At 36.1% G+C, this 25,300-nt stretch carries 21 protein-coding genes; 19 read left to right on the top strand and 2 right to left on the bottom strand.

The annotated features are described in order from the left end of the window. Window positions 1-261 precede the first annotated feature (261 nt). The 8 genes from nagE (at window position 262) to ACZ5N5_RS10870 (ending at window position 12,455) form a co-directional block, all read left to right on the top strand. Entirely contained in the window at window positions 262-1,713 is a 1,452-nt protein-coding gene (gene nagE, locus ACZ5N5_RS10835; RefSeq protein ID WP_464372454.1) for an N-acetylglucosamine-specific PTS transporter subunit IIBC, read from the top strand. Window positions 1,714-2,181: 468 nt separating this feature from the next. Further along, window positions 2,182-4,983, top strand: coding sequence for a 2-oxoglutarate dehydrogenase E1 component (locus ACZ5N5_RS10840; protein ID WP_245902391.1), 2,802 nt, complete (start codon window positions 2,182-2,184; stop codon window positions 4,981-4,983). Next, window positions 4,983-6,266: a 2-oxoglutarate dehydrogenase complex dihydrolipoyllysine-residue succinyltransferase gene (gene odhB, locus ACZ5N5_RS10845; protein WP_277678145.1), complete on the top strand. Its 1,284-nt coding sequence runs from the start codon at window positions 4,983-4,985 to the stop codon at window positions 6,264-6,266. The genes ACZ5N5_RS10840 and odhB overlap by 1 nt, the downstream gene beginning before the upstream one ends. Window positions 6,267-6,462: 196 nt before the next feature. Beyond that, a complete protein-coding gene (gene yhbH, locus ACZ5N5_RS10850; RefSeq protein ID WP_109985547.1) occupies window positions 6,463-7,611 on the top strand; it encodes a sporulation protein YhbH in 1,149 nt (382 codons plus the stop codon). A gap of 289 nt (window positions 7,612-7,900) precedes the next feature. Next, window positions 7,901-9,082, top strand: a complete 1,182-nt coding sequence (locus tag ACZ5N5_RS10855) for a NupC/NupG family nucleoside CNT transporter (protein WP_277678144.1) — start codon at window positions 7,901-7,903, stop codon at window positions 9,080-9,082. A gap of 97 nt (window positions 9,083-9,179) precedes the next feature. Then, window positions 9,180-9,722, top strand: a complete 543-nt coding sequence (locus ACZ5N5_RS10860) for an LOG family protein (RefSeq protein WP_464372455.1) — start codon at window positions 9,180-9,182, stop codon at window positions 9,720-9,722. A gap of 54 nt (window positions 9,723-9,776) precedes the next feature. Further along, the gene (locus ACZ5N5_RS10865) at window positions 9,777-11,201 is read left to right on the top strand and encodes an aldehyde dehydrogenase family protein (protein ID WP_464373778.1); all 1,425 of its coding nucleotides are present in this window, start codon (window positions 9,777-9,779) and stop codon (window positions 11,199-11,201) included. 180 nt (window positions 11,202-11,381) lie between these two features. Next, window positions 11,382-12,455: an undecaprenyldiphospho-muramoylpentapeptide beta-N-acetylglucosaminyltransferase gene (locus tag ACZ5N5_RS10870; RefSeq protein ID WP_464372456.1), complete on the top strand. Its 1,074-nt coding sequence runs from the start codon at window positions 11,382-11,384 to the stop codon at window positions 12,453-12,455. A gap of 143 nt (window positions 12,456-12,598) precedes the next feature. Here the strand turns inward: ACZ5N5_RS10870 and ACZ5N5_RS10875 are convergent, their stop codons facing one another. Together ACZ5N5_RS10875 and ACZ5N5_RS10880 are read right to left on the bottom strand one after the other, a co-directional pair. Next, complete coding sequence (locus ACZ5N5_RS10875; protein WP_464372457.1) at window positions 12,599-13,495, bottom strand: selenium metabolism-associated LysR family transcriptional regulator; 897 nt, start codon at window positions 13,493-13,495, stop codon at window positions 12,599-12,601. Window positions 13,496-13,546: 51 nt separating this feature from the next. Further along, entirely contained in the window at window positions 13,547-14,548 is a 1,002-nt protein-coding gene (locus ACZ5N5_RS10880) for a YeiH family protein (RefSeq protein WP_464372458.1), read from the bottom strand. A 267-nt stretch (window positions 14,549-14,815) separates the two neighbouring features. Here ACZ5N5_RS10880 and ACZ5N5_RS10885 point away from each other — a divergent pair, with 267 nt between their 5' ends. The 11 genes from ACZ5N5_RS10885 to ACZ5N5_RS10935 all read left to right on the top strand — a co-directional run bounded on the left by ACZ5N5_RS10885 (window position 14,816) and on the right by ACZ5N5_RS10935 (window position 25,297). Beyond that, window positions 14,816-15,760: a hydroxyacid dehydrogenase gene (locus ACZ5N5_RS10885; RefSeq protein ID WP_054787321.1), complete on the top strand. Its 945-nt coding sequence runs from the start codon at window positions 14,816-14,818 to the stop codon at window positions 15,758-15,760. A gap of 15 nt (window positions 15,761-15,775) precedes the next feature. Next, window positions 15,776-16,489 carry a FadR/GntR family transcriptional regulator gene (locus tag ACZ5N5_RS10890; RefSeq protein ID WP_464372459.1) on the top strand — a complete coding sequence of 238 codons (714 nt, stop codon included), beginning with the start codon at window positions 15,776-15,778 and terminating at the stop codon, window positions 16,487-16,489. A gap of 51 nt (window positions 16,490-16,540) precedes the next feature. Next, the gene (dgoD, locus tag ACZ5N5_RS10895; RefSeq protein ID WP_054787324.1) at window positions 16,541-17,689 is read left to right on the top strand and encodes a galactonate dehydratase; all 1,149 of its coding nucleotides are present in this window, start codon (window positions 16,541-16,543) and stop codon (window positions 17,687-17,689) included. 38 nt (window positions 17,690-17,727) lie between these two features. Beyond that, entirely contained in the window at window positions 17,728-19,161 is a 1,434-nt protein-coding gene (locus ACZ5N5_RS10900) for an ABC transporter substrate-binding protein (protein WP_464372460.1), read from the top strand. A gap of 127 nt (window positions 19,162-19,288) precedes the next feature. Further along, a complete protein-coding gene (locus ACZ5N5_RS10905; RefSeq protein ID WP_464372461.1) occupies window positions 19,289-20,182 on the top strand; it encodes a carbohydrate ABC transporter permease in 894 nt (297 codons plus the stop codon). Next, window positions 20,179-21,009: a carbohydrate ABC transporter permease gene (locus tag ACZ5N5_RS10910; protein ID WP_464372462.1), complete on the top strand. Its 831-nt coding sequence runs from the start codon at window positions 20,179-20,181 to the stop codon at window positions 21,007-21,009. Before ACZ5N5_RS10905 ends, ACZ5N5_RS10910 begins: the two co-directional genes overlap by 4 nt. 47 nt (window positions 21,010-21,056) lie before the next feature. Further along, window positions 21,057-21,689, top strand: a complete 633-nt coding sequence (locus ACZ5N5_RS10915; protein WP_464372463.1) for a bifunctional 4-hydroxy-2-oxoglutarate aldolase/2-dehydro-3-deoxy-phosphogluconate aldolase — start codon at window positions 21,057-21,059, stop codon at window positions 21,687-21,689. A 194-nt stretch (window positions 21,690-21,883) separates the two neighbouring features. Next, the gene (locus ACZ5N5_RS10920) at window positions 21,884-22,666 is read left to right on the top strand and encodes an MBL fold metallo-hydrolase (protein ID WP_464372464.1); all 783 of its coding nucleotides are present in this window, start codon (window positions 21,884-21,886) and stop codon (window positions 22,664-22,666) included. Window positions 22,667-22,759: 93 nt separating this feature from the next. Next, a complete protein-coding gene (locus tag ACZ5N5_RS10925; RefSeq protein ID WP_464372465.1) occupies window positions 22,760-23,041 on the top strand; it encodes a UxaA family hydrolase in 282 nt (93 codons plus the stop codon). A gap of 2 nt (window positions 23,042-23,043) precedes the next feature. Further along, the gene (locus tag ACZ5N5_RS10930; RefSeq protein ID WP_054787330.1) at window positions 23,044-24,201 is read left to right on the top strand and encodes a UxaA family hydrolase; all 1,158 of its coding nucleotides are present in this window, start codon (window positions 23,044-23,046) and stop codon (window positions 24,199-24,201) included. Window positions 24,202-24,244: 43 nt separating this feature from the next. After that, window positions 24,245-25,297 (top strand): Ldh family oxidoreductase, encoded by a 1,053-nt coding sequence (locus ACZ5N5_RS10935; RefSeq protein WP_464372466.1) that lies wholly within the window; start codon window positions 24,245-24,247, stop codon window positions 25,295-25,297. The last annotated feature ends 3 nt before the right edge of the window (window positions 25,298-25,300 follow it).

The raw sequence follows: 25,300 nt of genomic DNA on the forward strand, positions 1-25,300 counted from the left end.
TATATGTATAGACAACTGTACATTATGGTTGGATTGTTGGAAATAAAAAAGAGAAAATGCTAAGGAGTGGAGCCAATGAAATCTTAAAATATGAACCATGGGAAAATATAAAAGGGATTAATTTAGTTGTAGTAAGTGTTATTGATACAAAATTAATTAAATGATTTAAGATGAATATTAATTGTTTCATTCAATAATATAACGGTAAATAGGTGTCTTAATTCTGTCAGATAATTAACAATAAAAGGGAGGAAGAATGTTATGATGAAATATCTTCAAAATATTGGTCGTTCCTTAATGTTGCCAGTAGCGGTTTTACCTGCAGCGGCAATTTTAATGGGACTTGGATACTGGATAGATCCAGAAGGATGGGGAGAAGCAAGTGCGGTTGCCGCATTTTTAATTAAGGCGGGTGAATCGATTGTTTCAGGACCTAGTATGTCTATTTTGTTTGCTGTAGGTGTTGCTTTTGGTATGTCAAAGGATAAAGATGGATCTGCTGCGTTAAGTGGATTAGTTGCCTATCTTGTCGTGACCACCTTATTATCAACAGAAACGGTTGCTCTATTACAAGGAGTAGATGTGGAAGATGTTAATGCTGCATTTGATAGTATTGGAAATCAATTCATTGGAATATTATCTGGGATAGTAGCTTCCATTATGTACAATCGTTTTAGTCATATAAAGTTACCAGATGCACTAGCATTCTTTAGTGGTAAACGACTTGTGCCTATTATGTCGGCGGTTACAATGTTGTTGGCATCTGCAATTTTATTCTTTATTTGGCCATTCATTTATTCTGGACTTGTTTCTTTTGGTAAGGCCATTATTGATTTAGATGCAATTGGTGCAGGTCTATATGGATTTTTCAATCGGTTACTAATTCCCACTGGATTGCATCACGCGTTGAACTCTGTTTTTTGGTTTGATGTTGCAGGGATTAATGATATTGCTAATTTCTGGTCTGGTCAAGGTGAAAAAGGTGTAACTGGTATGTATCAAGCAGGCTTTTTCCCTGTTATGATGTTTGGATTACCAGCTGCTGCCTTAGCCATGTATCAAACGGCAAAAACGAAAAGAAAGAAAATGGCTGCAGCCTTATTATTAGCAGCAGCATTTGCTTCTTTTTTTACCGGTGTAACAGAGCCGCTTGAATTTTCGTTTATGTTTTTAGCGCCAGCACTATATGTTGTTCATGCAGTTTTAACTGGTCTTTCGTTAGGTATTGCTGCTATGTTTGATTGGACAGCAGGCTTTGGTTTTAGTGCAGGTTTTATTGATTTTGTATTAAGTTCAAGACTTCCCTTAGCCAATCAGCCATTTATGCTATTGGTTCAAGGTATGGTATTTGCGATCATTTATTATGTTTTATTTAGGGTTTTAATTTTAAAATTTAATTTTAAAACACCTGGACGAGAAGAGGATGAAGACATGGAAGAATCTTCAACAGCTTCAACAACCTCAGGAGATAAAATCGCTGAAATGGCTGAGGAGATTTATGCTGGACTTGGTGGTGATGAAAATGTCTTATCTGTAGATAATTGTGTGACAAGGTTAAGGTTAGAGGTAAAGGATATGGATAAAGTAGACCAGCAGCGAATTAAAAATACCGGTATACCAGGAATCAATATTGTAGGAAAAAATAGTATTCAAGTTATTGTTGGTACACAAGTACAATTTGTTGCTGATGAAATAAAGAAAATGAGAGAATAGAGGCCATTATCTTCAGGAGAAGGTTGAAATAGTGATTAGTATATCGATGTTCTATTAGTTTGAGCAAAATTAATAGGACATCTAATTTTTTGGTGTGTTTAGGAATTTGAAATTTTTGTAATAAACAAACTCGACAGATAAGTGCGAAATATGAAATAAACGAGGCTATCACTAGTAATTAAAGTCAAAGGGGACAACTTATTATTTAGTAAGGAAAATACACCTTTCTAAGTAATGTAACGACTATATTTCAAGATTTTCAAATAAACACAAAAAGAATTTAAATAATCTATAGTTTTATGTTGTTTCCCATAGTAAAATAGGTTATATTATGGATGTAATGATTAATCATTACTTTATTTGGATGGGAGTTAAGTAAAGCAGTAGAAAGTACTACTAATGGGGGTATAGGACGTGACACAGCAGGAATCCAGTGAGAGATTCTGGAAAAAATTTTACGGTCCCAATATGGGATACCTTGAGGAACAGTATGAGCTTTATTTACAAGACAGGGACTCTGTTGATGCAACGCTTCAAGAAATGTTTGCACAATATGGAGCTCCTAAAGAAACGGGCAATGGAACAGCAGAGGTCGTTAAGGGGAGTAGCTTGCCGTCTCAATTTAATGCAAAACAGTTAACCTCAGCAATCAAGCTTGTTGAGGCTATTAGGCGTTATGGACACTTGAAAGCGAATATTTATCCAGTTGGTTCAGGGAAGACAAGTGACACTACATTAGTAAACCCGGAACATTATCATCTCTCAAAAGAGATTTTGGAAGCGATTCCCGCGGATTGGGTTTGGGACAAAAACATGGTCGGAGTAACGACTGCAAATGATGTAGTAGAATATCTCATGGCACAATATGCTGGATCAATTTCTTTTGAGTACGATCATGTAAACAATGATGACGAACGCTACTGGTTCCAAGATAATATTGAATCAGGGAATTATCGTTTTACATTAAGTGATGACGAAAAAAGGCAGTTACTAGGTAAAATAGTAGATGTAGAAGGATTTGAGAACTTCTTAGCTAAAACGTTTGTTGCACAAAAGCGATTTTCTATTGAAGGATTAGAGATGATGGTTCCGATCTTAGACCATATCGTACAGAAATCCTTCTATGATGAAACAGAAGAGATTCTAATGGGAATGGCTCACAGAGGTAGGTTAAGTGTATTAACTCATATATTAGGTAAGCCATTTGATAAACTATTCTCTGAATTTCATCCATCAGCTGATAAGGAATTAGTTCCATCATCGCCAGGCTCAAGAGCCATTACTTATGGATGGACTGGTGATGTGAAATATCACTTTGGAGCAAAGCGCCAATTAGGAGAAGAGAAACCTTCCCCAACAAAAATTACACTTGCTCATAACCCTTCACACTTAGAGTTTGTTAACCCGGTTGTAGAAGGATTTACACGAGCAGCACAGGATTTTCGATTTCAAAAGGGAAGAACTGAACAAAATTTTGAAAGAGCATTTAGTATTTTAATCCATGGGGATGCTGCATTTATTGGAGAAGGTGTTGTCGCTGAAACTTTCAACCTTAGTGCATTACCAGGATACAAAACCGGTGGAACTATGCATATTATTGCCAACAATCTAGTTGGTTTTACAACAGGACAGGAACAAGGAAGGTCCACCCGCTATGCTAGTGATCTAGCGAAAGGGTTCGAGGTACCGATCATTCATGTTAATGCAGATGATCCAGAGGCTTGTATTTCGGCAGCAAAGCTTGCCTATGACTATCGTAAAAAGTTTCAGAAAGATGTCTTAATTGATCTAGTTGGTTATCGCAGATATGGTCATAACGAAATGGATGAACCAAGAGCAACCCAACCTAAATTGTACAAAAGTATAGATCAGCACGACACTTGTGCAACTGTGTATGCGAAGAACCTTCAGGACCAAGGCATTATTCAAGAAAACGCTTTTGAAGAAATGAAGGAAGCCGTTTTCAATAAACTTCAAGGTATTTATGATGAAATGACGGAGAGCACGAACGAGAATCCGGAGGCATTACCTGTACCTAAAGCCTTACAAACAAGCTTGAATGATATTGAAACAGCTGTTCCAAAGGAATTACTATTATCACTTAATGAAGGAATATTGAAGCGTCCTGAAGGATTTCAGGCATTTAAAAAGTTAGAAAAGATTCTTCAAAAACGTCATAATACTTTCGCTAATGAGGAAAAAGCAGATTGGGCTGTTGGAGAAGCTTTAGCTTATGCATCCATTTTGCAAGATGGTATTCCAATTCGTTTATCTGGTCAAGATTCTGAGCGAGGAACCTTTGCACATCGTCATTTAGTATTACATGATATAGAGACAAATGACACGTATTGTCCACTTCATGGTTTGGATGAAGCAAAGGCAACATTCGATGTTCATAATAGCCCTTTATCAGAAGCAGCTGTACTCGGCTTTGAGTATGGCTATAGTGTGAAAGCACCAAAGACACTAGTAATATGGGAAGCTCAATTTGGTGATTTTGCCAATGCAGCACAAGTTATTTTTGATCAATTTATTTCTTCTTCACGTGCTAAATGGGATGAGCGATCTAATATGGTCATTCTATTGCCACATGGTTATGAGGGGCAAGGGCCTGAACATTCCAGCGGTAGGGTGGAAAGATTTTTAACAATGGCAGCTGAAAATAACTGGATAGTAGCAAATGTTACATCAAGTGCGCAATTCTTCCACCTATTACGTCGACAAGCGGCATTAGTGGATAGTGAAGCTGCTAGACCATTAATTGTCATGACACCGAAGAGTCTATTAAGAAGCTCTCGTGTAGTTTCCACACTTGATAAATTCACGAATGGTAAATTCCAACCATTAATGCAGCAACCAGGTTTAGAATGGACTTCTAAGAAAGCAAAAAGATTACTAATCGGAACAGGAAAAGTAATGGTAGATATTGAAGACAAAATGAGTGATAATCAAGCAGCGTATGAAGATGTTCATGTTCTACGCTTAGAGCAAATCTACCCATTCCCTGAACAACAAATTCGAGAAGTGATTGAAGGTTGTCCAAATCTAACAGAAGTAGTGTGGGTTCAGGAAGAACCTCGAAACATGGGTTGCTGGAATTTTGTGAAAGAGCTACTATTTAAAATGCTCGAAGAAAAGAAAATTGATTTACATTATGTTGGTAGATGTCAACGCTCATCGCCATCCGTAGGTGACCCACATATCCATAAAGCAGAACAACGAAGCCTAGTAAAAAGAGCATTAGAGCTTTCTGAAGGAGGAAAAAACTAATGAAAGAAATTAAAGTCCCAGAATTAGCAGAATCTATTACAGAAGGTACAATTGCGGAATGGTTAGTGAGTGAGGGGGATGCGGTAGAAAAAGGCGACCCAATTTGTGAATTAGAAACAGATAAAGTAAATGTTGAGGTTAACGCAGAATATGCTGGTGTCTTAAAAGAATTTGTAAAAAATGCTGGCGATGATGTGGAAGTAGGAGAAGTTATTGCCAAAATAGATGAAAATGGTGAAGCAGTAGATACAAAAGAGGAATCGAAGTCAGAGGACTCTGAAGCTACTGCCCCTTCTAAGGAAGAGAAGCAGGCCACAGATAATAACGAAGCCTCTACACCAGAGCCGAAAAAGTCTGGTAAAGAGCAAAAGGTTGTCGCTTCCCCTGCTACGAGAAAGAGAGCACGTGAATTAGGTATTGATTTAAATGATGTCGTACCAACAGATCCATTAGGTAGAATTCGTCCTGAGGACGTAGAACATTTATCCGATGCTTTAAAAGCGGAGAAGCAAAAGCAAGCTTCAAGTGACAGTAAGAGTAAACAACAGATTTCTACTAACTCTTCTCAGCAGGAATTTGATAAGCCTGTGGAAAGAGTAAAGATGACACGCCGTCGTCAAACAATCGCTAATCGTTTAGTTGAAGCACAGCATACAGCTGCTATGTTAACAACCTTTAATGAAGTCGATATGACAGCAGTGATGAAGCTGAGAAGCGAGAGAAAAGACAAATTTTTAGAAAAGCATGATGTGAAATTAGGCTTTATGTCTTTCTTTACAAAAGCTGTTGTTGGAGCATTAAAAGAATTTCCTTATATAAATGCGGAAATTCAAGAAAATGAGATTGTCCTCAAGAAATTCTATGATATTGGTATTGCTGTTTCTACTGACGATGGTTTGGTTGTTCCAGTAGTACGTGACGCTGATCGACTAGACTTCGCAGGAATTGAATCTGAAATTGGTAGGTTAGGTGCCAAAGCGAAAAATAAAGAACTTCAGATTTCTGATTTACAAGGAGGCTCCTTTACCATTACAAATGGTGGGATCTTTGGATCATTGTTATCCACACCAATACTAAATACACCACAGGTGGGTATTTTAGGGATGCATTCGATTCAAAAACGCGCAGTGGTCATGCCTGATGACTCTATTGAGGTGCGACCAATGATGTATATTGCCTTGTCTTATGACCATCGAATAGTAGATGGTAAAGATGCAGTACAATTCCTAGTTCGAATTAAGCAATTGCTGGAAGACCCTTACGATCTCTTGCTAGAAGGATAGATTTGTAAAAACGTTCATTAACCGAAAAGGTTAATGAGCGTTTTTTTGCGTATAAAAATGATTAAAGTACAGCAAATGGGTTGGTGAAGTCTTTGATAATTTGGACATTAGAATAGATGAAAAAATATCGTGAAATACTTAATCATTCTGCCAAAACTTGCATACAATAAAATAATACAAGCAGAGGAGGGGAAGGATGACTGATTATAATTTTGTTATAGCGGAAGAGGATTGGTCCCTCCATAGAAAAGGGTTTGACGATCAGAAGAGACATCAGGAGAAAATAAAGGATGCCATAAAAAAGCGCTTACCTGATATCGTCAGTGAAGAAAACATTATTATGTCTCGAGGCAAGGACATTATTCGTGTTCCTATTCGCTCATTAGATGAGTATAAAATACGATACAACCAGTCGAAGAATAAGCATGTTGGTCAAGGAAATGGTGATAGTAAGGTAGGAGACATAGTAGCTCAAGACGGTACACCACAAAAAGGTCAAAAAGGGCAAAAAGCAGGTGACAAACCTGGTACAGATTACTATGAAGCAGAGGTGGATTTTGAAACACTGGAAGAAGCATTCTTTCAGGAATTAGCTTTACCTAATTTAGAAGAAAAAGAGAAGGATAATATTACGATAACAGATGTTGAGTTTAAAGATATTCGTAAAAAAGGATTAACCGGAAATATAGATAAGAAAAGGACAATGCTTGCCTCTTATCGTCGAAACGCATTAGAAGGTAATCCGTCGTTTACTCCTATTTATCCTGATGATTTACGATATAAAACCTGGGATAATATTATTAAACCTGAATCTAAAGCGGTCGTTCTTGCCATGATGGATACAAGTGGGTCAATGGGCCAATTTGAAAAATATGTAGCTAGAAGCTTTTATTTCTGGACTGTACGGTTTTTGCGGAAAAAATATGAATCAGTAGAAGTCGAATTTATTGCCCATCATACGGAAGCAAAAGTAGTGGATGAAGAATCCTTTTTTACGAAAGGCGAGAGTGGGGGAACAATTTGTTCTTCAGCCTATCGAAAAGCACTAGAATTAATTGAAGAAAAATATCCTCCAAGCAGATATAATATCTATCCATTTCATATATCGGATGGAGACAATTTAACCTCTGATAACCGAAGATCCCTTGAGGCTGTCTCAAAATTATTGGAGCATGCAAGTTTATTTGGATATGGAGAGGTCAATCAATACAACCGTTATTCGACATTAACTCAGGCTTTTAAAGACATTGATCATCCTCGTTTTAAGCAATTTATTTTACGAAATAAAGAAGATGTATTCTATGCAATGAAACACTTTTTCCATGAAGAAAAAGCTATCCTATAGGGTAGCTTTTTTTTATATATTTTATTATCAAAATTGCCCAAATATTGCGAAAATAATTCGAAATGTAAGAGAGTGTAACATTTTTCTCTCTTGTTCAACAAATATCATAAAAATCATTGCAATGGCACACTTTAATATAGTATAAATTAAAGTGTACCTTTTTTAGAAAAAGTCGACTTTACCTTCTAAGTATGAAAATGATCAGATTTAAGTCCATTTTTCTTGTGATATGGTTATCCATACAATATAAAGGGAAAGATTAGAAGAAAGAGAAAAGGAGGAGCTATAATTGGGAATTTTATTAGGTATTATTGCTATTATTTTAGTGTTAGCGATTGCTTATGCAATGAGTAATGACAGGAAAAACATTAATTATCGTGCAATTGTCATTATGTTAATCGCACAGCTAGTTACTACATGGTTTATGTTTATGACATCCATTGGTGCAGCTATTATTAACTGGATTTCCAGTGTATTCAACAAGTTGATTGAATTTGGAACAGAAGGGGTTAATTTTGTTGTTGGAGGAATTGAGGGAGAAGGGGTTTTCTTCTTTAATGTTCTATTAATTATTATTTTCTTTGCCACATTGTTATCTGTGCTTACTTACCTACGAATTTTGCCAATTATTATTAAATATTTTGGGGGACTCATTTCCAAAGTTACTGGGCTTCCAAAGGTGGAATCATTCAATGCGGTAAATAGTATGTTTTTTGGTCAATCAGAAGCATTGCTTGCGGTAAAATCTCAATTTTCAAAATTGAATAATAATCGCCTATATATTGTAAGTGCATCGGCAATGGGATCTGTTTCTGCATCGATCATAGGATCCTATATGCAAATGCTTCCAGCTGAATATGTTCTTGTTGCCATTCCCTTAAACATGTTTAGCGCTCTTATCATTGCATCCATTATTGCACCTGTTAAGGTAGGGGATCATGATGATGAGATCGATGTAAAGAATGTTTCAGAATCAAAAAGCCTTTTTGAAGCAATGGGAAATGGTGCATTAGATGGTGGGAAAATAGCCTTAATCGTAGCTGCAATGCTGATAGCTTTTATTGCATCACTAGAAGCGGTGAACTGGGTAATTCAATTTATTTTTAATGACATTACTTTAGAGCAAATATTAGGTTATATCTTAGCTCCAATCGGCATATTAATGGGGATCTCTCCAAATGAAGTAATCGAAGCAGGAAGTATTATGGGAACAAAAATTATTACAAACGAATTTGTTGCAATGCTTCAGCTACAGCCATTAGTAGATACGTTCTCTGAAAAAACTGTAGGAATTGTTACTGTCTTCCTTACAAGTTTTGCTAACTTCTCTTCTATTGGTATTATTGCCGGTACCGTACAAGGAATTGATAGTGAAAAAGGAGCAGCCGTATCGAAATTTGGTTTCAAACTATTGATCGGAGCAACGTTAGGTTCCATTCTATCTGCAACAATTGCTGGATTATTTTTATAAAATTAATAGCCTGACATATACTAAAAAAGCACAAATGTTTACTAAACATTTGTGCTTTTTAAATAGGATTATAGCTAGTAAAGGAAGTGATGGTAGGATGAAGCATATTGCGGTTTATTGTGGCTCGAGAAAAGGTAAGTCTTTAGCTTATGAAGAGGGGGCACGTGAGCTTGGAAAGGAATTGGCAAAACGAAATATTACTTTAGTTTATGGAGGCTCAAGTACAGGATTAATGGGGTCTGTTGCCGATGCAGTCCTAGATACTGGCGGTAAAGTGATTGGTGTGATCCCTAATTTTTTTGTTGAACAGGAGGTAGCTCATCAGAATTTAACAGAGCTAATTACTGTTGAGTCCATGCATGAGCGAAAGGCAAAAATGGCAGAATTAGCAGATGGATTCATTGCGTTACCTGGTGGTCCTGGAACCTTAGAGGAATTATTTGAAATTTTTACATGGGCTCAAATTGGTATCCATCAAAAACCAATTGGTATGTTAAATATACAACAATATTACCAACCATTGGCAAAATGGTTAGATCATATGGTATCAGAAGGATTTATGAAAGAGGAATTTCGATCCTTAGCGATGTTAGAAGATGAGCCGGCTTTCTTAATAAATAGGTTTATCAAGTATGTTTGAAAGGATGGATACGTGGAATAACCTTAGTAATCAATAAAAAAGAGGTGTCAGATGATGGATAAATATGGATTGTACATAAACGGAAAATGGATCGATACAGAAGATACATTAGAAGTACTGGATAAGTATTCACAGAAACCATTTGCAAAAGTATCAAAAGCATCTGAAAACGATGTGGATCTGGCAATTTCTAGTGCATTGGAGGCATTCGAAACAAAAAATCTATCTCCATATGATCGGTATAAAATCTTGCAAAAGAGTTCAGAATTATTGCTCGCAAATAAGGAGGATTTAGCCAAAACGATTGTTTTAGAAGCTGGTAAGCCATTAAAGCAGGCGCGTAGTGAAATAGATAGATCAGCTCAAACCTTTTTAATAGCCGCAGAGGAAGCCAAAAGAATTCATGGTGAAGGAGTGCCTGTAGAGGCAGCACCAGGTTCAGAGAATCGACTTGCTTTTACTATAAAGGTACCTGTAGGTGTAGTTGGCGCCATCAGCCCCTTTAATTTCCCATTAAATTTAGTAGCTCATAAGGTTGCCCCGGCACTTGCAGCAGGAAATGCTGTTGTATTAAAGCCGGCAAGTAAAACACCTATATCCGCCTTGAAGCTTGCAAAAATTCTTGAAGAGGCAGGACTTCCAGCTGGACTTTTACAAGTCTTGGTAGGTTCTGGTTCTACTGTTGGAAAATTAATGATGGAAGACGAAAGAATTGCACTCTATACATTTACCGGAAGTGCAAAAGTGGGACTTCAATTAAAACAAGAAACTGGTCTTAATCGGCTCATTTTAGAATTAGGCAATAATTCGCCAGTAATTATCGATAAAGAGGCAGACCTTAATCATGCGGCTAAAACACTAGCTGGTCAAAGCTTTGCCTTTGCTGGACAAGTGTGTATTTCAGTACAAAGAATTTATGTGCATGAAACGATTAAAGACATTTTTTTAGAGAAATTGATCTCTGAGATTAACCAATTACAGGTTGGAGATCCTAATGATCCCGAGACAGATGTCGGTCCAATGATTGATGTAAAAGAAGCAGAGCGAGCAGAGAAATGGATTCAAGAAGCAGTAGAAAAAGGAGCAAGAATTGCTATTGGTGGGGAAAGAAAGGGGGCTTTATTAAAGCCTACCATTCTTACGAATGTGCAGCCTCAATTTAGGGTAGTGTGTGAAGAGATTTTTGCGCCTGTCGCAAGTGTGATTCCATTCCATGATCTTGATGCCTGTATTCGTGAAGTAAACCAATCAGATTATGGCTTACAAGGCGGAATTTTCACGCAAAACCTTGACACAGCGTTTTATGCAGCTAAAAATGTAGAGGTTGGCGGTTTTATGATAAACGATGGTTCCCAATATCGTGTTGATTTAATGCCATATGGTGGAGTAAAGGATAGTGGAAACGGAAAGGAAGGACCAAAATACTCCATAGAAGAGATGACAGAAGAACGTTTGATTGTAATGAATTTGAGAAAATAATTAAAGTGAAACCTGTTTCCATCATTTGGAGCAGGTTTTTACAGTTCTCCCATACATACTTACTTGCGTGATTAGAATAAGTATAAGTATAATCATTAATAGCTTCGTTTATTATAAAAAGCATTATTTTATATACATAAATGTAACAGAATGGTGAAGATAGGAGAGGAAGAAACTCTAATGAATAGGAAACAAATAATATTTACAGGTGGAGGAACAGCTGGGCATGTCATGGTTAATATGGCCATTATCCCTGAGTTTATTAAAGATGGGTGGGATGTGGACTATATTGGTTCAAAAACTGGAATAGAAAAAGAGTTAATTGCAACAATAGAAGGAGTAACTTATCATCCGATCTCTACTGGAAAGCTGCGAAGATATTTTTCAAAGGAAAATTTCAAGGATCCGTTTAAAGTGTTAAAAGGGACTTTACAAGCTTATCGCATTATTGGGAAAAAGAAGCCTGCCGTGATTTTCTCCAAGGGTGGTTTTGTCTCTGTACCAGTATTAGTTGCAGCAAAAATGAGAGGAATACCTGCAGTGATTCACGAATCAGATTATACACCGGGGCTTGCAAATAAGTTAGCAATGCCATTTGCTAAAAAGATTTTGGCGACTTTTCCTGAAACGATGAAATATTTACCCGAGAAAAAAGCGGAATGGATAGGTGCAGTAGTACGTGAGGAGCTATTTAATGGTAATCGGAAAAAAGGTTATGAGTTAACTGGACTGGATAGCCGTAAGAATGTATTGCTGATAATGGGTGGAAGTGCTGGGTCGAAAAAGATAAATGATGCCATCCGGGAAGGCTTAGATGAACTACTTTCTGATTTTCACATTATTCATATTTGTGGGAAAGGTTTGGTTGATGATTCTATTCATCGAAAGGGCTATGTACAATACGAGTATGTACAAGACGAATTAAAGGATTTCTTAGCCATTACGGACCTTGTGTGCTCTAGAGCTGGTGCCAATGCTATTTTTGAATTTTTGGCATTACATAAACCGATGCTCTTGATTCCATTATCTTTACAAGCAAGTAGGGGCGATCAAATTGTGAATGCCAATTCATTCGCTAATCAAGGTTATGCCAAAATATTAGAGGAAGCTTCATTAACAACTGAATCTTTAATAACGGCAGTCAAACAATTAAAAAAGGATAAATATGTGATGAAAGATAATATGCGCAATTATAAAACCAGCGAAGCAAAAAGAAGGGTTATCGAAATTATTAAAAATGAAGCAATTCATTAAACTACAATTTCCTTTTAGCATCAAACGTTGTTGAATCTTTCTACCAATTAGTTGTATATAAACTGCAAAACTCAGACGCTTAAATTTTTGGAGCGAAAAACTGGGTTTTGCTTAGTATTTATCACTGTATTCGAGGAAAGTAATCAGATGGAATTTTTGAAATATGTTAGAAACGACTCGCTTACAGCTGAAATGTTTCTTTCTTGATACACACTAAAAAAATAACGATCTAGTCGAATGCCACTTATAGTTAAATACTTTAACGTGTTTAACTTCAATTCTTTAGATATAGCTGACTTTGAAACAATTGATACACCTAGACCAGATTCTACGGCTGATTTAATTGATTCTGTGCTTTCCAATTCTAAAATAACATTCAGATTTTCAGGATTTAGTTGATTTTGAATTAACTTTTCTTCAATAACCTGTCTTGTTCCAGAACCACGTTCTCGCAAAATTATGGGTAATGAGAATAATTCTTTGGGTAAGATTTGATCTTTACTCCCAATATAACGATGCCAAAATAAAAGAGAAGAAATCAGTACTAATTCATCATTCATAAAAATAGACTGATTTAGATTCGAATAAGAAACCATTGATTCAATAAAGCCTAAATTTATCTCTTCATTGAGGAGTTTTTTTACAATTATTTCAGAGTTAAAGACTTTTAAATGCACGTTAACTTGTGGAAATTGTTGTTTATAAAGTCCTAATAGTTTAGGAAGAATATGCTCTGCAATTGTTAGACTTGCTCCGATCTCTAAGTCCCCATTCATTTTTTCCGACAATAAAGTGATTTCATTTTTAGTTTGGTTCACTAGTTTTAATATTTGCTCTGCATTTCGAAAAAGAAGCTTTCCTTCGTTGGTTAAGTTCACTTTCTTTGTGGATCTATTGAACAATAAAACTCCTAAAGAATTTTCAAGCTGTTTAATCTGTGAACTTACCGAAGGTTGTGATAGATGTAAATTTTTTGCTGATTCAGAGAAGTTTCGTTTCATTGCAACAGTATAAAACACTTTCAAATGATCAAAATTCAATTAAAATACCTCCCTAACATTCACTTCTCACATAAAAATCTCATTTTAGCTCTAAAAAAATCGAATTAATATCAAAACTAATATTAATAATGAAACATACCCGACTATAGATACAATAACTGGTCTCATACCAGCTTTCTTAAGATCAACAAAATTCACATTCAAACCTATTCCTGCCATAGCCATCGAAATCAAAAAGGAGCTAATAGTCATCAAAGAATGGGCTATAGATACGGGAATTAAACCAAAAGAATTGATAATTGCCATACCTAAAAAACCGAAAATAAACCACGGTACAGGCAATTTATTACGATATATTAGAGAACCCTCTTCTTTTTTTTGAAAAATCCTTCCTATTATAATTGATACAGGTATAAGTAAAGCAACCCTACCTAGCTTCGTAATAATGGCTGTATCGTAACTGAGTTGATTCGTAGCCAAACCTGTTGCTGCTACATGTGATACTTCTTGAAGAGTAGCTCCTACAATCACCCCAAATTCTACTGAATTTATGTTAAATATGGAAAAAGTCAATATATAGATAATAGTTGCTAATGTTCCAATTATCGAGATACACGCAATGGCTACTACTGTACTTTGTTTATTGCTCTTAATTATTGGTGCAATAGCTAAAATTGCAGAAGCCCCACAAACTGCAGTACCTACTGCTATTAATGTAGTGATTTGTTTTTCCACAGAAAGCAATTTTCCAAAATAAAGAACTAGTGACAAGGAAAATGTGATAACGATTACATTTATACAAAAAATAAAATACCCATCGGCTAAAATTTGGTAGATGTTTAATCTTACCCCCAGTAAGATTATACCAAGTTTTAGCAAAGACTTAGTAGTAAAAACAATTCCTGATTCAGCATTAGTCGGAAGCACAAACATCCTTTTCCACATCATACCAATAAATATAGATAGTATCATAACACCCATTATAGATAAAATCGGTAGCTTGGCAAGAATGGTAGATATTAAAGCAATTATTATAGTTATTAATATACCTTTAAGCTTTATTTGAATAAGTAGCCATATTTTACGTATCAAGCTTCCCTCAACCCCTAACGAAATCTTAATATGCTATTTACTGTAGCATAAAACTTAGTAGTTAAGTTATTACTTTTTATAATAAGTTACATTACAAATTTATATAAGTTATTTCGTTCCCTTGTTTCCTTTAGTTTTGAAAATCAATCCTATATAAAGTTTTTTTTAGCTTGAAAAAGACATAACTAACCATTACAATGAATACAAATGATTTAGTGGTTGGGTCACCCGTTCACTGGTTGATAAAAGCTAGAATGGAGGAATTTGTTGAAAATCCTAGTTACTGAACTGATGTGGAAAGAAGGGTTAGATGTTTTATCGAGAGTAGCAGATGTGAACTATGATAAATCATTATCAGAAAAATACGACGAATTGCTTCAAATGGTTAAAGATGTTGATGCGATGGTTATTCGTAACCAGACCATGATAACGCCACTACTTTTGGAAAAGGCAAAACAATTAAAGGTTATCGGACGTCTTGGAGTGGGGTTAGACAATATAGATATTCAAGCTTGTAAAGAAAGAGGTATAACAGTTGTATATGCTCATAATGCTAATGCTATTTCGGTAGCAGAGTATGTGATGAACGTTATACTATCTTTTAGAAGAAATCTATATGAGGCAAATGCTAGTGTGAAACAGGGAAAGTGGGATAGACAGCAATTCACGGGCAATGAAATATATGGTAAAACACTGGGTTTAGTTGGAGTTGGAGAGATTGCACACCGAATTGCAAAAAGAGCATTTGCCTTTGGAATGGAAGTAATCGGATACGATCCATTTCGTTCCACTTATGATTTCTCGGTTGCAGAAACAGGAATTCGACTAGTCACATTTGAGGAATTACTAAGTAAATCAGATTTTATCAGTATACATGTTCCCTTATTACCAACTACTAAAAAGATGTTTAATATAGACATTTTTAAACTTATGAAAAGTAGCAGTTGTCTAATTAATACCTCCAGAGGTGGTATTATCGATGAACATGCTTTGAATGAAGCATTGAATAATCAATATATAGCTGGTGCCTATCTTGATGTATTTGGTATTGAACCGCCTGATGAAGACAATGAGTTATTATTAAATAATAAGGCAAATCTTACTCCGCATATTGCTGGATTAACGGAGGAATCTCAAATAAGAACTTCTGTTCTAGTTGCTAATGAAGTGTTAAAAGTAATGAATGGAGAATCTTCTCTATTTTCTGTATGAGAAAGGAAGAAAAGCATGTTCCGCTCGATTAATTTTCAAAAAACTACCATTTCAAGATCAGTGGTTGACTATATCAGAAATCTAATTATTAATGAAGACTTAACACAAGGGGAAAAGCTTCCCTCTGAAAGAGAAATGTCTGAGATTCTAAATGTTAGTAGAAATACTGTTCGAGAGGCATATCAGATTTTGTCTTCTTTAGGTTATGTCCATATTAAACACGGGCAAGGTGTATTTGTGTCAAGTGATACAGAATCCATTCAGCAGTGGGCAGCATCATTTTTTAATAAAAATGATCAATTAATTGAATTATTTGAAATAAGAAAGTTATTAGAAACGCAAAGTGTAAAATGGGCTGTGAGCAACATTCAGCATAAACATATCGAGGAACTAAATAGTTTCATTGACAAGGATCTTGATTACATCAAAAATAAAGAGAAATACATTGATATCTCTTTAGCTGATCAAAAATTTCACTTGCTGATTTCAAAATTGTCAGGTAACTCCGTCCTATATAGAATTATGTATAATTTAATAGACTTGATGAAAGAAGTAAGGATGGAAACATTACAAATCCCAGGACGATTGGAAAAATCTGTAGAGGAACATCGGGAAATTTTGAAAGCATTATCGAATAAAGACGCTATACAATCCGAGAGAAAAATGCTAGAACACTTAAACAGTGTTGAAAATGCATTAATCAAAAAAATGTCAGAAAAAAAGAGCTAATTTAAAAAATTTTTAAAAATGTAATCGATTACACAAAGGAGAGTTTTATTTATGAAAATCAAAAGCATGGAATTATTTAAGGTTCCTCCAAGATGGCTATTCTTAAAAATAGATACCGATGAGGGTATAAAAGGTTGGGGAGAACCAATTGTAGAAGGAAAGACTGACACTGTAAGAACAGCTGTGAATGAATTGAGCGAATATTTAATTGGCAAAAATCCATTACATATAGAAGATCATTTTCAAGTGCTCACTCATGGCTGGTTTTATAGGGGTGGACCAATATTATCTAGTGCCGTTTCTGGAATTGAACAGGCTCTATGGGATATTAAAGGGAAATATTATAATGCCCCAGTATATGAACTGCTCGGAGGAAAATGCCGTGACAAGGTTCGAGTGTATAGCTGGATAGGAGGTGATCGTCCATCTGGCGTAGCAGAGGCAGCAAAAGAACGATTAGAAGCTGGCTTCACTGCAATTAAGATGAATGGAACGGAGGAACTTAATTATATTGATTCTCATTCAAGGGTAACTGCAGCAGTTGAGCGGTTAGCAAAAGTTAGAGAGATAGCAGGAGAGGATTTCGGTATTGCTATCGATTTTCATGGCCGTGTTCACAAAGCAATGGCAAAAACTTTAGTGAAGGAAATGGAAGCGTTTCACCCTATGTTCATTGAAGAACCAGTTTTACCTGAACACAATGAAGCATTGAAACAGTTAGCTGCATATACATCCATTCCAATAGCTACAGGTGAGAGGATGTATACAAGATGGGGATTTAAAAGCATTATTCAGGAAGGTATAGTAGACATTATTCAGCCAGATCTATCCCATGCAGGTGGAATATTAGAAACAAGAAAAATTGCAGCAATGGCTGAAGCCTATGATATTGCAGTTGCTCCTCACTGTCCATTAGGTCCAATTGCTTTAGCATCTTCCTTACAATTAGATGCTTGTACACCAAATGCACTCATCCAAGAGCAAAGCAAGAATATTCATTATAATGTCGACTATGATTTAACTGATTATCTTAAAGATCCATCCGTATTTGATTATCAAGAAGGTTTTGTACGAATACCAGAAGGTCCTGGATTAGGAATTGAAATCAACGAAGAGAGAGTACGACAGGCTGCAATAATAGGTCACAATTATAGAGCACCAATCTGGCGTAATGAAGACGGGTCATTAGCAGAAAGGTAAGCAAGGAACATTTACAAATAAATTTAAGGAGGTCAATAATGAAACCGCTTTATATATTAATGTATGCATTATTATTATCGATTACTTTCATCGTAGGCTGCCAAGATGATGAAAATACGAGTAAAGATGAGGAAGGTAAAACGGTTATAACCATGTGGAATCGCCTCTCAGGTTTGGATGTCTATCTTCCTGAAATAATCACCTCTTTTGAAAAAGAGTACCCAGATATTAGAGTTGATCTCGAGAATCTGCCAGTAGAGGCCCAGGAACAGCAGTATCAAGCTGCAGTTCAAGAAAATAAATTACCAGATCTTTTTACAACAGGTGGAGGATACGGTGTACCACAACTAGTTGCAGCGGATCAGATCCGGTCTTTGGACGAAGTCTTTACAAATGAGGTAAAAGAAAAATTTGTAACAGGTTCATTTGAATCAGGGCAAACTGTAATGGATGATAAAGTTTACGCATTTCCTGTTTTTTCTCCTTCTCATGGTGCTTTTATGACTTATTATAACAAAGATCTGTTAGAAGAACTTGATATTAAGCCAGAGGTACCTGACTCATGGGAAGGCTTCATGGAATTGGGACAAGAAATTTATGAGAAATCAGATGGGACTAAATATGGATTACTTATCGGTATGCAAGCAGGCTGGTTGATTTCAGATGTAACCTTACAAATGGCAAAAGCTTTAACACCAAAGACAGAAAGAGATTGGACAACAGGTGAGTTTAATTTTGCGACTGAAGGTGTGATTGAAACAGCCGAATTCTATAAAACAATGCTTGATAATAATGTCATGTCTATTCAGAGCCTAGAATTAGGTGCGCAGGACGTCTATACTCAGTTTGCTAATGGCCATTCTGCATTTATGTTTGCTGGAAATTATGTGGGGGCGCAACTGAAAGAGCGTGGATTAGAAGATTTTGGAGTTGCAAAATTACCAACCAAAAATGGTGAAGGTATACAATACGGGGAGAAGGCCACTCCGGAAATGATCGCAGTTTCAAAATATACAGATAACTGGGAAGAAGTGAAAATTTTTATTAATTACTTGATAGACCATATGTATGATTACATCGTTGAAAGTGGGACCTCTGCACCAGCTTTAAAACTAGAACATGTCGGAACAACAGAATCAAAATTAGCTCAGTTTAATGAGATTGCCGAAATTATGAATGAAGTTATGGTAGTAGCACCAAATCCTGCTCAAATTAACCCTGATACAATCAAGGTCAATCAAGAACATGGTGAAATGGCTCCAAAAGAAGGATTAGATACCATTATAAATGGTTATTTGACCGGACAGATCAAAGACTTAGGGGGTACACTTCAAGAATTGACAGATGCGAATAATAAAGCGCTTATGGATGCGATAGAGCAATCTGAAGGAAAAGTGTCGATAGAGGATTATATGTACAAAAATTGGGTACCTGGTCAAAATTACGTTAAGGAGGATTATCAATCCCGATAATTCGGTTGCAAATAGCAACAATGAGGAGGTGTAAAATGTGAAAGATAGTAGAGTGTTTGAGCAAAAGAATCACAATAAAAACGTATTCTCAATCAACAGGAAACGGTATATTTGGGCGTATACTTTCATGATGCCGCAAATAATTTGGTTCATTGGTTTATCTATTTATCCGATAATAATGAGCTACGTATACGCTTTTTACGATTGGAATGGGCTGGAAGAGCTAGATAACTTTATCGGCTTAGCTAATTTTAAAGAATTACTGCAAACACCTGAATTCTGGAATGCCTTTCAAAATTCACTTATTTACGCGATAGGTTTTACTACTGTGTCAGTGACACTAGGTTTAATATTGGCATTAATTCTAAATGAACCAAAATTTAAAGCAAAAGGTTTTTATCGGACGATTTTTTTTCTTCCTGTGGTCACCACTGCTGCAATCGTTGGTATCATAATGCAGACCATGTTTGGAACTCAAGGGACAGTTAACCAGCTTTTAATAGCGCTAGGAATTATGCAAAAACCAGTTTCCTGGTTATTAGACCCAATTCTCGCGATGATTTTATTAATTGTGGTTGGTTCATGGAAAAACATTGGAATAACAATGATTTATTGGTTAACTGGATTACAAACCATTCCTCAAGACATACATGAGGCAGCTCAAATTGATGGAGCGGGGTATTGGAAGAGGTTAAGATATATTACATTACCCTTACTCGCGCCAATTGGTTTTACCATTTTACTCCTCACTTTAACAAGCAGTATGCACGTATTCGACCTTGTAAAAACTTTAACCAATGGTGGTCCTTACTATTCTACTGAGACGTTAGAATTATATATTTATCGATATGCTTTTGCTTCTGTTGGCGGAGGGGCTCGAACAGGTTTTGCATCTGCGGCAGGTGTATTATTAGGCTTGTTTGTGTTTCTAATTACTGGTTTATTCGCTGCAATTGGTTGGACCATTAATCGGAGGAGGAAAAATAATCTCATTAAAATTAATAGGGGGATACAAACATGAAATCAATGCGTATAACCCATCTTTTTGTCCATTTTCTTTTAATTATAGTTGGGATTGTTTGGATATATCCATTTGTATGGATGGTTTTTTCCTCGTTAAAAACGAATAATACATTCTTAAGCTCAGGCGTTAATCCGATACCAGAGAAATTCCATTGGGATAACTTCTCCAGGGCATGGCAGGTTGCTAATTTTGAGGGGTATTTTCTAAATACAGTGATCATTACATTAACTGTCATTCTAATTGTGGTAGTACTCAGTTGTCTTACGGGATATGCGATTGGAAGGGTCAATTTTCCTGGAAGAAAAGTTATTATTGGGATTATTATTGGATTTACTTTCATTCCAAAAGGTTACACCATTATTCCATTATATCAGTTTATGGTTCTATTAGGATTAAATGATTCATTGCTAGGGGTGATTGCAGCAGAATCATCGGGGGCACATGTGTTATTTATTTTATTGTTCGCTTCCTTCTTTGCGAGGGTTCCAAAAGAATTAGAGGAATCTGCAATGTTAGATGGGTGTGGTTTTTTAGGAACATTTTTCAAAGTAATCTTGCCTACTGCAAAACCTGTTTTTGCAACTGCTGTTATCATGCAATTTATTTGGACGTGGAGTTCTTATTTAGTACCACTTGTGTTAACGATTACAAAACCTGAACTTAGAACTTTGGCAGTTGGTATGACAGCATTTACGGAACAATATTCAACAGATTGGACAGGAATGGCTGCAGGAGCAACCATCTCACTTCTGCCTGTTATGCTTATTTTTATTGTGATGCAACGCTATTTCATTGAAGGAATTGCCGGATCAGTAAAGCAATAAGCTTTTTAATGTTAAACTTTACTATTTTTATAAAAAAGGGTGTCTCTATGGAAATAATAAAACAATTGAAAGAATCTTCTGTGGTCATCATTTACCGGGGGTATAGCGCAGAGAAGTGTTTAGAACTAAGTAAAATACTCATGCAAGCTGGACTTCGATTTTTTGAAGTAACAATGAATTCGGAGCATGCATTAGAAGCCATTAAATTACTTCGAAATAGATTACCAAGTAATATTCATATCGGTGCAGGTACAGTAACTACAGTTAAACAGGTAAGATTGGCAGCTGAAATGGGCGCAACTTATATAATTTCGCCTAATACAAATACGAAAATTATTAGAACAACAAAAGAGTTGGGATTAGTTTCTATACCAGGTGCGTTTACACCAACAGAAATTGAGTTAGCTTGGAAAACAGGTGCTGATATGGTAAAAGTGTTCCCAATTAACATCGTTGGACACCAATATATAACCCAGATTCGAGGACCACTTAATCAAATACCATTGATGCCAAGTGGTGGCATAACGTTAGATATGGCAGAAAATCTTTTTAAGGCGGGAGCATCAGCAATTGGAGTTGGAGTCCATTTATTAGGAAAAGAATATGTTGATACAATTAATCGAGAAGGTTTACAGGCAAGTGCAAGAAAATTAATCCAAGCATCTTCGGTGTCGAATTAAAAATATATTAGTAGTTTTTCTTTAAATGTGGCTAGCCACAGGGGTGAACAGAATTCTCCCAAATGATCCTTAAGACCATTATCTAGGAACATCACAAGACGCCCAAGTGTTTTTTAAAAAATTATTGCAGGTCAAAAGAGTAAAAAATAAGTCCAAAAGATGGGCTTAAATATAATATACGAGGGGTGATGATTATGAACCATTTTATCAAAATGCAACAAAAGTTAAATATTCAAAAAGGACAGTTAGGTCTAGCCTGGACTGGTCAAGCAGGATTTGTCTTTGTTGACGAAAACAAGATAGTCTATCACATTGATCCCTATCTTTCTAATGCATGTTCCAAAACGGTAGGATTTCATCGCATGATTGAACCACCTGTCCAAGCAAACCAATTGGAAGCTGATTATGTTTTTATTACGCATCATCATAAAGATCATTTAGATCCCGATTCCATTCCAGAAATATATAAGGCAAACCCTGCTGTTACTTTTCTTGCACCACCTTCATGTCTCGACCTATTTATCGAGATGAACATTCCGAAAGATAACATCAATGTTATAAGGAGGGGAGAAAAGCAAAGAATAGGGAATTTAAATGTAGAAGCCGTTTTAGCTATTCACACAGAGGATAGTTTAGGTTATGTACTGGAATTAAATGGTGTGAAATTATATATAAGTGGTGACACCACTTATTCTGATGAGCTAATTCTCAACGAGCAATTGGATTTAATGATGGTATGTATCAATGGTAGGCTAGGATGTATGAATATACCTGACGCTACAAGACTTACAGCACACATCCAACCAAAATATGCCATTCCAATGCATATTGACATGTTTAAAGAAAATACTGCAAATCCAAAGGAATTTGTGAATCAAGTGGAAAATTATAGTGGAATTGTAAAAGGATTTACGATGAAGCATGGTAAATGGCATATCTATGATCAAGCTTTTGGGCTTTTTTTAGCAAATGAATAAGAACCCGCGAACTATAGTTTTCATAATCTTGAAGTTAGTATTTCGTTAATTATTAACTATCTATTTCTATTCATTCAAAAGGATGTGTTTAATTTGAAGCATAAATTTCTTATTCACTATAAAGGTGATCATGTAGGAGTAGCAACAAATGAAATTAAGAAAGGGGAAGAGGTGAAAGGAGTTTACATGGATGATGATACTTCCATCGTGATACATGCAAAACATGATATACCACTTGGGCATAAGATAGCTTTAGTAGATTTAAAGGAGGGGGAATTTGTTATTGAATATAAGACCCAAATTGGTTTAACAACAAAGGTTTGGCATGCTGGAGACTATGTTCACACACATAATATTAAAACGGCGAGGTGGTAATAATGACGAAACAATTGTATGGATATCGTAGAGAAAATGGAAGGATAGGTATACGAAATCATGTAATAATTTTACCAGTAGACGATATTTCGAACACAGCATGCGAGGCAGTCGCCAATCAAATTAAAGGTGCGTTGGCACTACCTCATTCCTATGGAAGACTTCAATATGGAGAAGATTTAGAGTTGCATTTTCGAACAATGATAGGTACAGGGAGTAATCCAAACGTTGCTGCAGTAGTAGTTATAGGGATTGAGGAAAATTGGTCAAAAAGAATTGCAGATGGTATTGCTAAAACAGGAAAACCTGTCACGTATTTTTCCATTGAAAGATATGGAGACCTAGAAACGATTCGGAATGCCTCTTGGAAGGCAAAAGAGTATGTACAATGGGCATCTGAAATGACAAGAGTACCAATAGAATTAGGGGAATTAACTGTCAGTATAAAATGTGGGGAATCTGATACTACAACAGGATTAGGATCTTGCCCGACTGTTGCAAGGGTAGTAGATCGATTAGTAGATGAGGAAGCCACCGTATTGTTCGGTGAAACATCTGAACTAACTGGTGGAGAACATATTATTGCAAACCGCATGGTGACACCAGAATTGAAACAAAGGTTTCTAGAAATGTATAACAATTACGTTGGTTTTATTAAAAATCAAGGTGTTGATCTGTTGGGCTCACAGCCAACACAAGGAAATATTGCAGGAGGACTGTCAACGATCGAAGAAAAAGCTTTGGGTAATATTGCAAAAACAGGTACAAAAGAGATTGTTGGTGTTTTGACGCCTGCAGAAACTCCAGCTAATGGGGCGGGATTATACTTTATGGATAGCTCATCTGCAGCCGCAGAGCATATTACATTAATGGCAGCCGGTGGTGCAGTGGTACATTTCTTTCCAACCGGACAAGGTAATATCGTTGGCAATCCTATTGAACCAGTGATTAAGTTAACTGCTAATCCGATTACTGCTACGACTATGAGTGAGCATATTGATGTCGACGTTAGTGGATTACTAACGCGTGATATTAATTTGCATGAGGCGGGTAATCAGTTGATGGAGATGCTTTATCGAACAGCAAATGGCCGATTGACAGCAGCCGAGGCATTAGGACATAGGGAGTTTGTCATGACGAAGCTATATCCAAGTGCTTAACAGGAAATACAAATTTCAATTATTAGAGGGTGTCTAGTTTAGTATGGCAAAATTACAGTTCCAAATTGATCAAGTTTATCAATATGGAGTTAATCTATTAGTAGAAGTAGGTTTAAATGAGTATGATGCAAATATGGTAATGGATTCACTAGTGAGAGCAGAGCTTGAGGGAGCGAGTAGTCATGGTATTAATCGATTAGTAACCTATGCAAAAAGAGTGAGAGAAGGAAGAATAAATGCAAATCCGGATGTGAACATAGAACAAATAGGCTCATTTTTAAAGGTTGATGGAGATAATGGTTTAGGACAGATTGTGGCGATTAGAGCTTTAGAGAGAGCGTTCGCAGTTGCTGAAGAATTAGGTATGGTAGGAGTATTTATTAAAGGAAGTAATCATTTTGGAACAGCAGCTTTCTATTGCCAAAAAGCATGCCAAAATAATATGGCATTGATGGCGACTACTAATTCGCCACCCGGTATTGCTCCTTGGGGAGGGAAAAAAGCATATTTCGGTACGAATCCTATTGCTTTTGGCTTTCCTGTCCGTAATAAACCACCAATAATCATTGATATGTCTTCGAGTGTTGTAGCACGAGGGAATATTATTTTAGCCAAAAAAAATAATCAACTAATTCCTTCTGGATGGGCAGTTGATCAGAAAGGAAAAGCGACCGAAAACCCAGAGACAGCTCTGAATGGTGCTTTACTTCCATTTGGTGGTGTTAAAGGCTATGCCTTAGCATTGGCTGTAGAGGTTTTATCCGGGATATTAACTGGAGCTGCGTTTGGCCCATATGTTCATAATCTATACAGTGAAAAGAATGCAGAGGCAAACGTCGGACATAGCTTTATCGTAATGGACATTCGTAAATTAGGGGATTTAGAGCAATATTTTGAAAGAATTGATTGTTTAATAGATGAAATGAAAGACTCTCCCAAAATAGAAGGAGTTAAAGAAATCTATTATCCGGGTGAGAGGAGAAATAAAACTTATAAAAATAGTAAGATTAATGGAATGAGTTTAACAGAAGAAATTGTGAAGGAATTGAGCAGTTTTGGATTAGAACACGGTTTGATATTTCCTAATCCAATATAATCC

The organism is Gracilibacillus sp. JCM 18966, from assembly GCF_055392695.1.